The sequence below is a fragment of the Mastigocoleus testarum BC008 genome, assembly GCF_001456025.1.
GTDB lineage: Bacteria > Cyanobacteriota > Cyanobacteriia > Cyanobacteriales > Nostocaceae > Mastigocoleus > Mastigocoleus testarum.
Genome location: NZ_LMTZ01000082.1, coordinates 1 through 10,832, shown reverse-complemented (window position 1 = coordinate 10,832; position 10,832 = coordinate 1). Strand labels below are relative to the sequence as shown.

Sequence of the window (10,832 nt, the reverse complement as noted above, 5' to 3'; positions counted from 1 at the left end):
AAGTGGATTTTTCATTTTGGTAGACGGTGAAAACTCCGTTCTACCATTTTTTTGGCACCAAGTTAATATTCCGGACAGGTCTAATATAGAAAATGATTTAGATGAAAATGATTTAGATGAAAATAATTTAACCCGAGAATGGCGTGAACCAATTACAAACAGTCATACACTAGCAGTTTTTCAATACACTTCAGGTTCTACAGGTAAACCCAAAGGAGTAATGTTAACCCATGGGAACTTATTACATAATTCCGCTCTAATTCATCAGTGTTTTGGACATAGTAAAGACAGTCAAGGTGTAATTTGGTTACCACCTTATCATGATATGGGTCTAATCGGAGGAATTATACAACCCCTGTATGGAGGTTTTCCCGTTACCCTGATGTCTCCAGTTGATTTCTTACAAAAACCCTATCGTTGGTTACAAGCAATTTCTCGGTATAAGGCTACTACGAGTGGTGGTCCTAATTTTGCTTATGACTTGTGCATGCATAAAATAACTGAAGAACAGCGAGCAACTCTCGATCTAAGTAGTTGGGAAGTCGCTTTCAATGGAGCCGAACCTATTCGTGCAGAGACTTTAGAACAATTTGTTGCAGTATTTGAACCTTGTGGTTTTCGTAAAGAAGCCTTTTACCCCTGCTATGGAATGGCTGAATCGACCTTAATTATATCTGGTGGTTTAAAAGATTCTCAGCCAGTTTACAAGACTATTCAAGCCAATAGGTTAGAGGAAAATCGAGTAGTTTTAACAACAAAAGATAACCATAAAAATCTTACTCTAGTCAGTTGCGGACAAACTAGAATGAACCAAAAAATTACGATCGCAGATCCGGAAAAATTAACATCTTGTTCCCCGGGTCAAGTTGGTGAAATTTGGGTATCAGGTCAAAGTATCGCTCAAGGATATTGGAATTGTTCCGAGCAAACAAAGCTCAATTTTCAAGCTTATTTATTGGACAGTGGAGAGGGACCATTTTTACGAACTGGAGATCTAGGATTTATAGAAGATGGTGAGTTATATATTACTGGACGGATCAAAGACTTAATAATTATTCGGGGTCGCAATCACTATCCTCAAGATATCGAACAGACAGTTCAAACTAGTCACCCAGCTTTAAAAATGGGTCATGGAGCAGCATTTTCAGTTGAAGTAGAAGGAAATGAAACATTAGTAATTACCCAAGAAGTAAAACGTAGTTATTTACGCAAACTAAATATCAATCAAGTAGTTACAGCTATTTGTCAAGCAGTAGCACAAGAACATGAAATCCAAGTATCTGGGATTTTGTTACTAAAGACTGGAAGCATACCTAAGACTTCTAGCGGTAAAATTCAACGTTATGCTTGTCGTCAAGGTTTTATGAATAATACTTTGAATGTTGTATCAGATTGGACTTCAAGTCCGAGAATGAAATCTGAGTTTCGGAATTTACAAGCAGAATTAAATCAAATAGAGCAAGATTTGCACACTAATCGATCGCCCCATCAATCCCTCATAAAATCTGATTCTCAAGTCAATGGTCAAGGAAACTATGGAGAAAATATTCAAACTCAAAGAATATCTGTAGTTAAACCACCTAATTCCTACTTTTCTCAAACAGAAGAGACTCAAATTCAAAATATATCTGTAACGCAGATTCAAGAACAGAACACTTGCGATAATCAGGAAATGCTTTCCAGTTCCCATAACAGCTTAGAAGCAATTCAGAATTTGTTAGTAGTTAGGATTATTGATTATCTCAAAGCTAATGCGACCCATCTTAATGTTGATGATATAGATATCCAAAAACCCTTAACCACATATGGATTGGACTCTTTAGCTTTAATTGAATTATCAGCCCAATTAGAAAATTGGCTTGGGTTTGGGCTTTCTCCGACTACTTTATATGAATATCCCACCATTAAAACTCTTGCTGAATATCTGGATTCTTTGCAAAATCAAAAACTTGAAGCAAAAGTAGAAGAACTCTCCGAACAACAAATCGATTCAGTACTACAAAAATTATTGGACTAAATCAAACTCAATAAAAGGTAGAACCATGTCAACGTCTAATCTATCCCAAGATATATCCAGTTTATCCACAGCAGAAAAACGCCAACTAATTAAAAAACTAATATCCCAAAGAGCAACCGATCTCCATAATTGCGACCTTTCTAACTTAGAAACCTTTTTTAGTCAGTTGTTGGGAAACAGTAAAGACATACCACCTGAATATTACAACTTTTCCCTCTATCCCGATTACCGCAAGCTTATCGAACAAATTCAGGGAATGAAAGATATAGGTGCTTTCAATCCATATTTCACCATGCATGATGGTTTAAATAACCACATAACCGTAATTAACGGTCAAGAATTTATTAATTATTCCAGCTACAACTACATCGGTTTATCCGGGGATCCTAGAGTATCCGCTTTTGCTCAAGAAGCAATTTCACATTTCGGAACATCTGTATCTGCTAGTCGCATTGTTTCTGGAGAAAGACCATTACACCGCAAATTAGAAACAGAGCTAGCAAAATTCATTGGTACCGAAGACTGTATAGTTTACGTCGGAGGTCATTCCACTAACGTTACAACCATCGGTCATTTATTTGGAGAAGATGATTTAATTATCCACGATGCACTCATTCACAACAGTGCTTTAGAAGGTTGTAAATTATCTGGAGCCAAAAGAATTTCATTCCCCCACAACAATTGGGAGGAACTAGATCGGATCCTCCAAGAGCGAAGACATAAATACAAACGGGTATTATTAGTAATTGAAGGTATCTATAGTATGGATGGAGATATTCCCGATCTACCAAAATTTATTGAAATTAAAAAACATCATAAGACATTCCTAATGGTAGATGAAGCCCATTCCATCGGTGTTTTAGGAGAACATGGTCGTGGGATCGGTGAATATTTTGGAATAAATCCTGCAGATGTGGATTTATGGATGGGTACCCTAAGTAAATCTTTTGCAAGTTGTGGGGGTTACATAGCTGGTTGCAAAGCTTTAGTGGAGTATCTCAAATATTCAGCACCAGGATTTGTGTATAGCGTTGGGATGTCACCACCAAATGCAGCAGCAGCTCTTGCAGCAATTAATGTCCTAAAAAGCGAGCGAGAAAGAGTTAAATGTTTGTATCAGCGCTCAAAGCTATTTTTAGAACTTGCTAGTCAGAAAGGACTTAATACGGGTATGAGTCGTAATACTCCAATCGTACCGGTGATTTTAGGTAACTCTCAACAGTGTATCCAACTTTCTCAACTCCTCTTTGAACAAGGTATTAACGTTAGACCTATTATCTATCCTGCAGTTCCAGATAAAGAAGCTCGTCTGCGGTTTTTCATCACTTCCACACATACAGAAGAACAGATTCGTTTCACCGTAAATACAGTAGCCGAAAAATTAACTCAAACCAAAGCATATTAATTTTACAGACTTTGTTTTTCCACAAAATCCTGTAGAGACTTACCAAAACCTGAACCGCACCTACGGTGAATGGTGTCGGTGTAGCCTTTGGTAGGTCTGTACAATGATGTATTTTTACATCGAAATAAAGCAATTGAGGTAAACCAATGAAATCAGCATTAAAACTACCAAAACTTTTGTATAGAACAGCCATCCTCAAACTGAGTCATAATAACTCAGACCCCGTGACTGATTATGACAATGCTGCTGCATCCTACGACGAATATTACTCCAAATATCTGGGGAAACGGGCGTTAGAAATGTTAGAAAAACTACCCATAAAGCCGGGAGATTGTATTTTAGATTTAGCTTGTGGTACTGGCGTTTTTAGCCATCCATTAGCAGAACAAGTTGGAGAATCGGGAACAATTGTTGCAGTAGATATTTCCCCAGGGATGCTACAACAAAATCGAGAGAAAGCAATGATTAAAAACCTATCAAATATTAACTTTGTTGAATCAGATGCTCTTTCATTTTTACAACGAGTTTCCTCCAACTCGGTTGATGGTGTAGTTTGTGCTTGGGGAATTTGCTACATGAATCACGAGCAATTACGACAGGAATTAGAAAGGGTAGTTAAACCCGGTGGTTTTATTGGTTTAATTGAAAATCGAGCTTGCACCCTCAAAGATGTATCCGATCTATTTACCAAAGTTCTTATGGATTATCCAGAAGCAATAGAAAAAAATATGGTTTTACATTTACCTAAAGACCATAAATATTTAGTCAAAGCTTTTTGTAAAAATAGGTTTAAAGCTCTAGAAGCATTAGATGATTTTGTTGTAGTACCTTGTAAAAATGGGAATGAAATCGTAGATTACATGGTCAAATCAGGGGCTTCAGCCGGTTTTATAAATGCATTAGAAGCATCAATGGTAAATACAGTTTTGCAAAAATTAATTGAATATGCAAATGAAGGAATGTCTAGGGGAAGAAAGATATTAGTCAAACATGAATTTTCTATTTTGATTGGTGAAAAAATTTAATACTATTAGGAGTGGGATATATTTCCCACTTGTAATCATCTTTTTATCCCCAATAAAATTTAAAAATAATTACTAACTAGGTAATCAAAGTAATTTGTATATGCATAATTGATTTCTATTCGTAATTACCCATTACCCATTACCCATTACCAGTTACCAATTACCAATTACCCATTACCAATTACCCATTACCAATTACCCATTACCAATCAAAAAAATCAGAGTTTATTAAATGAGTTGGTTTTATTTAATTTTAGCAATATTGTTAGAAACAGCCGGTACTAGTTGTATGAAATTATCCGCAGGTTTCACTAAAACTTTACCATCAGTGCTGATATTATTTTTCTACATTTCTAGTTTATTTTTTTTTACAAATTCCCTTAATGGTATTAAACTCAACGTCGCTTATGCTGTTTGGTCTGGGCTAGGAACAGCACTTGTAGCATTATTAGGATTCATCTTTTTTAAAGAACCACTATCTGCAATGAAAATAGTATCAATTGGCTGGATTATTTTAGGTGTCATTGGTTTGAACCTAAGCATATCTCATGGTTAAAAATAAAAAATTACATTATTCAAACTACGGTTACAGCAATACCCTAAATATGCTTCGATAATGATTGAACCTCTCAACTAACGGAGAAAGACAAACCTAAAGGTTAAGTTTTAACTCCATAGAGGAATTATCCGAGCAAAAAATAATGGCGAAATATAAATTCTATACAACAGATGTTTTCACAAATATAATCTTTGGTGGAAATCCTTTAGCTGTGTTTCCTGATGCGCGGGGAATGAGTAGTGAATTAATGCAGAAAATTGCAAAAGAATTCAACCTTTCAGAAACAACTTTTGTATTTCCACCCGAAAACCCCAAGAATACCAAGCAGTTACGAATTTTTACACCCGGAACTGAATTACCCTTTGCAGGTCATCCCACTGTAGGAACAGCTTATGTGCTTGCTTCTATTGGTGATATTACCCTAAAAAATGAAACCACAGAAATAGTATTTGAAGAGAAAGTAGGACCTGTAGGTGTTTCAATTCATTCACAAGATGGTAAACCGAAATCAGCATATTTAACAGCAGCTCAACTTCCAAAATTTGGACCATCTCCACCAGAACCATCCATAATTGCAAGCGCTCTTTCTCTAGATAAAGAAGATTTACTCTTAGGAGATTGGAATCCAGAAGCTGTCTCTTGTGGAGTTCCTTTTTTCTTTATTCCAGTGCGCGATCGCAAAACCCTTGGTAAAGCTGCAGTTAACCTGGAATACTGGAAAAAACATCTTCAATCTTCTTGGTTTGAACATTTGTACATATTTTGCTTTGACCCCGAATATTCACAAGCAAACTTACGTTCTAGAATGTTTGCACCAGCAATGGGTATACAAGAAGACCCAGCAACAGGTGCTGCTGCATCAGCTTTAGCTGGGTATTTGGGTATTAGAGAGTCAGCTTCTCATGGTGAGTTGCAATGGATCGTTGAACAAGGTATTGAAATGGGACGTCCCAGTATATTGTACGTTCAAGCCCACAAAGCAAACGGTCGAATTGAAACTGTGCGGGTGGGAGGTGAATCGGTAATGGTTAGTGAAGGAACAATTGAAGTTTAAAGGGAACGGGGAATAGGGAGCAGTGAGCAAGCAGGGAACAGAGGATAAATAAAAATCTTTGTTTTTAACGTAATTTCTTAGAATTTAAAGTCTGAATTAAAGTAGGCTTTTCCATCAGCAAAGAAAATTTTCTTGTATCTGAAAGTGGAAAATTACCCTGATGATTTTTTTGTAAGTTGTTCTTTTGTGAACTATTCTTTTGCAAATTATTCTTTTGTAACTTCATCGCAACCCTACAAACCTGACACATAAACAATCTCCTTCTTTTACCAATCACCAATTACCAATTACCAATTACCCATTCCCAATTATCACTTTCTAACGATGTAATAACTATTTTGTAAATCATGCTCCAATTGCTTAATCTCAACGCTAGAAAAACCAGCATCTTGAAGCATTTCTAAAGCCTTTTCCTCACCCCACATCGCACCAAGACCCATTCCATTCATAGCTAGAGAAACCGTCATACAGTGCATACAAGAAATCGTATATAACAATGGTGCGATTGGATGATTCAGATTTCCCGCAATATCGCTAGAAGCACAAATATCTTGCATTAAGTAAACACCATTCGGACGTAAAGCTTGAAAGATTCCCCTTAAAACCACATCTGGTTTAGCTTGATCGTGGATTGCATCAAATGTACAAATCAAATCGTATCGAGAATTTTCATTTAGAGTTGCAACATCCTTCACTTGAAAACTGATATTACCTAAACTAAGACCTTGGGCTTCATTTCTTGCTCTAGTAATAGCTTCTGCAGAAATGTCGTAACCGCAAAATCTACTCGCAGGGAAGATTTGAGCCAACTTATTTAACGCTCTACCGCTACCACAACCCACATCCAGAACATCAGCACCATTTCGTAATTTTTCAGTTAAACCAGGAACCAAACCAAGAATGCTATCTAGTGAAGATACAACGCTTTGTCCGCTATCATCAGCCATCACCTCATGAAAGCGCTTATAAGCCGAATAGGGGACTCCACCACCTTGACGAAAACATTCAACAATTTGATCTTCTACAGCCCCTAAAATTGATATATATTGGGTTAATACAGCAATATTATCAGCACCTGCGTCTCTAGTTAATAAAATCGCATATTCTCGCGGTAGGAAATAAGTACTATTCTCGGGGAAATATTCCACAATATTCCCAGTAACCATAGCTCCCAACCATTCCCGCACGTAACGTTCACTTAGATTTGCTGCATCCGCAATTTCTTGGGTGGTTGATGGTTCTAACTCAGCCAAAACATCAAATAACTTCGTGCGATGACCGACCGATATCATTAATGCGATCGCGCTATTGTTGAGAATATCAAGCATTCGACCAGCAAACGCTTCTGTCTTACTTTCACTCAGTATTTGGGCTACCATAAGTATTATTACTGGTATAGTTGTTTCCTGATTAATTGCAGATTATAAAAGGCAATCGGGAAAAAGTGGGGAAGAGATAGTTTGAGTAATGAGTAATAAGTAACAAGTAATGAGTAATAAGTAACCAGTAATTTGTTTACTGATCCGATTAATTGCTATATGGCTAACACCACGCTAACGCGAATCTCCAATCCCAAATCCCCAATCCCCATTATCATAAGTATTCAAACAGACATAACATTAAGCTATGACAGTAGGTGTTTGGATATTAGGCGATCGCCTTTCGTTAAAACAAGCTGCACTACAAAGTTATAAACAAAAAGATGGCTTACCAGTTATCTTTATTGAGTCGCTCAACCATGTAAAAGTACGCCCTTACCACAAACAAAAATTAGTTTTGGTATGGTCAGCAATGCGTCATTTTGCTGCAGAGTTAAGAGAAAATGGATACTCAGTAAGCTATGAAATTGCTGAAGATTTCGCCACACCATTACAAGCATGGGTAAAAGAAAATCAGATTACAGAATTGCGAGTAACTGAACCCACCGATCAACCATTCTTGCAAACCATCCAAAATTTAAACCTACCTTGCAAAGTTACCTTTATTCCGGATAATCATTTCCTCTGGAGTAAAGAAGAATTTAAAAATTGGGCTCAAGGACGAAAACGTTTGTTAATGGAAGATTTTTATCGGGAAGGACGAAAACGTTTTCAAATTTTGATGGAAAATGATAAACCGATTGGTGGAAAGTGGAATCTCGACAAAGAAAATCGCAAACCACCCAAAGGTAAGTTAAATACACCACCAGCAAAATGGTTTGAACCCGATGAAATTACTCAGGAAGTTATAAAACATTGTAGAGACATTGCTTGTAATATCTCGACCTATGGAGAAATAGAAAATTTTCGTTGGGGAGTCACCCGTACCCAAGCATTACAAGTATTAGATTGGTTCCTAGAAAATCGTTTAGCAGGTTTTGGTCCCTACCAAGATGCAATGGTCACAGGAGAAGATACAATGTGGCATGCCATGCTTTCTCCATACCTCAATTTGGGTTTATTGCAGCCATTAGAAGTAATTCAAGCCGCAGAAAAAGCATACCATCAAAATCAACTGCCCTTAAATAGTGTCGAAGGATTTATCCGTCAAATATTGGGTTGGCGAGAATATATGCACGGAATATATCACTATACCTGTGCAGACTATCCCGAAAAAAATTGGTTTAACCACACCAAACCCCTCCCAGAATTATTCTGGAACGGCGAAACCAAAATGAATTGCTTGCATCAAATTCTTACTCAAGTACAGCGTACTGGTTACGCCCATCATATTCAACGGTTAATGGTATTGAGTAATTTTAGTTTGATTGCAGGATTTTCACCCCAGGAAGTAGAAAACTGGTTTCATGCAGCATTTATTGATGCTTACGATTGGGTAATGCAAACCAACGTCATTGGAATGGGATTATTTGCCGATGGTGGAATATTAGCATCCAAACCCTACGCCTCATCAGCCAACTATGTAAATAAAATGAGCGACTATTGTAAAAGCTGTTCTTACAACCACAAAGAACGAATAGGAGAAAAAGCCTGTCCCTTCAACTTCTTCTATTGGGACTTTTTACATCGTCATCGTCCAAAGCTCCAAACCCAAGGAAGAATGAGTTTTATTTTAAAGAATCTAGACAAGATGTCAGCCGAAGAATTACAAACCATACAGAACCAAGCAGAAAACTGGCATTTCTCTGCAACAAAAACTTAAATTTTTGGTATTATGGGTATAATTATCCTACTTTTTTGTCTAGGGTTAACCCCTATCGTTTGACGTTCAAGAAACCTATAAGTTCAAGAAACCTATAAGTTCAAGAAACCTACAAGTCCAAAAGACTTTCATATCATAAATACTTAAATTCTAGATAGAAGAAAACATGAGTTATGACTATCTGATATTTCGTGCTGGCAAAAATGTACCAGCAGAGATGTCTGCAATTGAAGAAGACGACCTGATTCCTGTCGGGACTTACTCGGACTTAAAAGCAAAAATTCTGGCGCTATATCCTCAAACAAAATGGAATGATACTGAGCGAAGAGGTGGACTAATTGACGATGTTGGTCGGTTCGAATTTAATTTTTACGAAGAATCTCAGGTTATGAGGTCATTTTCCATTAGAACCTCCCATCGTCAAGACCGAAATGCAACCCAACAATTCATCGAAAAGCTATGTAACAAACTTGGTTTATTTGCTCTCGATGGTCAACAGCTTAATGTATTTGGGTGTTTAAACCCTGAAATCCAGAAAGTAGCAAGCGGGAGTATTAAGTAAGGATTTATCGTCAGCACTTAGGATTTCAGTACTTAGAATTAAATTGGGGCGATAATCTTAAGGGAGTTGCTTGAAGTGAAAGCGATGAAAATACGGCTATTTGAGAAACAAGATGCTGAAAAAATAGCACAGCTGTTTCATGAAACAGTACGTGAAATCAACATCCACGATTACTCAAAAGCTCAGGTTCAAGCATGGGCTCCCGATAATATTCACTTCAGGGACTGGGAAAATAGATGCTCCAATCGATTCACCTATGTTGCTGACGATAAAGGCGCGATTGCTGGGTTCGGAGAGTTAGAACCCAACGGTCATATCGACTGCTTTTACTGTCATAAGAATTATCAGCGTTGTGGAGTTGGTAGTCAAATATATCAAGCCGTTGAAACCAAAGCCTTAGAATTAGGATTAAAGCATCTAACAACCGAAGCAAGCATTACAGCAAAAACATTTTTTCAACGCATGGGGTTTTCAGTCATCAAAGAGCAAGAAGTAAGCTGTCGGGGTGAAGTATTCATTAATTATCTCATGCAAAAAAATCTCTAAAAAACTGTACTTTCCTTTTCTTTATTTATCAGTCCCCATAAACTAATACCAACTCCCACGACTTCGGAAATCAGTAATAGAAAAGCCGTAATTTGAAATACTTTCCCCCAGCTTGTAACAGGAATTTGGGAAATATGATCTGGACTAATGACAATAAAGTGGTTGTAAACACCAAAAACTAATGCTCCCAACATTGAGCAAAATAATAAAGTTATACCAGTATAAAAGGATTTTCCCTGAAGCAGAACTATGGCAACTATAGGTGCAATAGTGATTACCGGAATGATAAATAAATACTGAAGTATAGAAACTGGAACAGGTATAACTTGATGAGCAAAGCCATGTATTCCAACTACAACAAAATGAAATAAAGTAACTATAATTGCATAGTTAGTAAATTTTTTCATGATTCTATTTCTTTTGACTGTTTTTTATATTTATAGCAACCGCCAGGTTAGCTAGGACGCTAAAGTCAAGACATGCTCCATGGCTTCTCGCAGTGTTCCAAAATTCTCGAGTTGTT

The 10,832-nt window shown here is 37.0% G+C and carries 10 protein-coding genes; 8 read left to right on the top strand and 2 right to left on the bottom strand.

Annotated features, from left to right (window positions below; genetic code table 11):
* From BC008_RS12785 to BC008_RS12765, 5 genes are all read left to right on the top strand, one after another.
* Positions 1–2,017 (top strand): AMP-binding protein (locus BC008_RS12785; protein ID WP_153009579.1); only part of this gene is annotated, 2,017 nt, incomplete at its 5' end.
* Between the two features lie 25 nt (positions 2,018–2,042).
* Complete coding sequence (locus BC008_RS12780; RefSeq protein ID WP_036268579.1) at positions 2,043–3,422, top strand: aminotransferase class I/II-fold pyridoxal phosphate-dependent enzyme; 1,380 nt, start codon at positions 2,043–2,045, stop codon at positions 3,420–3,422.
* Between the two features lie 146 nt (positions 3,423–3,568).
* Complete coding sequence (locus tag BC008_RS12775) at positions 3,569–4,447, top strand: class I SAM-dependent methyltransferase (RefSeq protein WP_027846541.1); 879 nt, start codon at positions 3,569–3,571, stop codon at positions 4,445–4,447.
* Between the two features lie 232 nt (positions 4,448–4,679).
* Complete coding sequence (locus BC008_RS12770) at positions 4,680–5,003, top strand: DMT family transporter (protein WP_027846207.1); 324 nt, start codon at positions 4,680–4,682, stop codon at positions 5,001–5,003.
* 145 nt (positions 5,004–5,148) lie between these two features.
* The gene (locus BC008_RS12765) at positions 5,149–6,060 is read left to right on the top strand and encodes a PhzF family phenazine biosynthesis protein (protein ID WP_036268175.1); all 912 of its coding nucleotides are present in this window, start codon (positions 5,149–5,151) and stop codon (positions 6,058–6,060) included.
* A 311-nt stretch (positions 6,061–6,371) separates the two neighbouring features.
* On the opposite strand, the gene BC008_RS12760 is transcribed toward BC008_RS12765, so the two are convergent.
* Entirely contained in the window at positions 6,372–7,439 is a 1,068-nt protein-coding gene (locus BC008_RS12760) for a class I SAM-dependent methyltransferase (RefSeq protein ID WP_027846204.1), read from the bottom strand.
* Between the two features lie 247 nt (positions 7,440–7,686).
* On the opposite strand from BC008_RS12760, the gene BC008_RS12755 reads away from it, so the two are divergent.
* The 3 genes from BC008_RS12755 (at position 7,687) to BC008_RS12745 (ending at position 10,309) form a co-directional block, all read left to right on the top strand.
* Entirely contained in the window at positions 7,687–9,201 is a 1,515-nt protein-coding gene (locus BC008_RS12755; protein ID WP_027846203.1) for a cryptochrome/photolyase family protein, read from the top strand.
* Positions 9,202–9,367: 166 nt separating this feature from the next.
* Positions 9,368–9,763 carry a hypothetical protein gene (locus tag BC008_RS12750; RefSeq protein ID WP_027846202.1) on the top strand — a complete coding sequence of 132 codons (396 nt, stop codon included), beginning with the start codon at positions 9,368–9,370 and terminating at the stop codon, positions 9,761–9,763.
* Positions 9,764–9,847: 84 nt separating this feature from the next.
* On the top strand, positions 9,848–10,309 hold the full coding sequence (locus BC008_RS12745) for a GNAT family N-acetyltransferase (protein ID WP_027846201.1): 462 nt from the start codon (positions 9,848–9,850) through the stop codon (positions 10,307–10,309).
* Here BC008_RS12745 and BC008_RS12740 read toward each other — a convergent pair.
* On the bottom strand, positions 10,306–10,716 hold the full coding sequence (locus BC008_RS12740) for a hypothetical protein (RefSeq protein ID WP_027846200.1): 411 nt from the start codon (positions 10,714–10,716) through the stop codon (positions 10,306–10,308). The genes BC008_RS12745 and BC008_RS12740 overlap by 4 nt on opposite strands.
* Between the last annotated feature and the right edge of the window lie 116 nt (positions 10,717–10,832).

Bases quoted from the DNA above. Each gene is read 5' to 3' on its own strand.
- BC008_RS12780 (WP_036268579.1), top strand. From the start codon at position 2,043: ATGTCAACGTCTAATCTATCCCAAGATATATCCAGTTTATCCACAGCA.
- BC008_RS12775 (WP_027846541.1), top strand. From the start codon at position 3,569: ATGAAATCAGCATTAAAACTACCAAAACTTTTGTATAGAACAGCCATC.
- BC008_RS12770 (WP_027846207.1), top strand. From the start codon at position 4,680: ATGAGTTGGTTTTATTTAATTTTAGCAATATTGTTAGAAACAGCCGGT.
- BC008_RS12765 (WP_036268175.1), top strand. From the start codon at position 5,149: ATGGCGAAATATAAATTCTATACAACAGATGTTTTCACAAATATAATC.
- BC008_RS12760 (WP_027846204.1), bottom strand. From the start codon at position 7,439: ATGGTAGCCCAAATACTGAGTGAAAGTAAGACAGAAGCGTTTGCTGGT.
- BC008_RS12755 (WP_027846203.1), top strand. From the start codon at position 7,687: ATGACAGTAGGTGTTTGGATATTAGGCGATCGCCTTTCGTTAAAACAA.
- BC008_RS12750 (WP_027846202.1), top strand. From the start codon at position 9,368: ATGAGTTATGACTATCTGATATTTCGTGCTGGCAAAAATGTACCAGCA.
- BC008_RS12745 (WP_027846201.1), top strand. From the start codon at position 9,848: ATGAAAATACGGCTATTTGAGAAACAAGATGCTGAAAAAATAGCACAG.
- BC008_RS12740 (WP_027846200.1), bottom strand. From the start codon at position 10,716: ATGAAAAAATTTACTAACTATGCAATTATAGTTACTTTATTTCATTTT.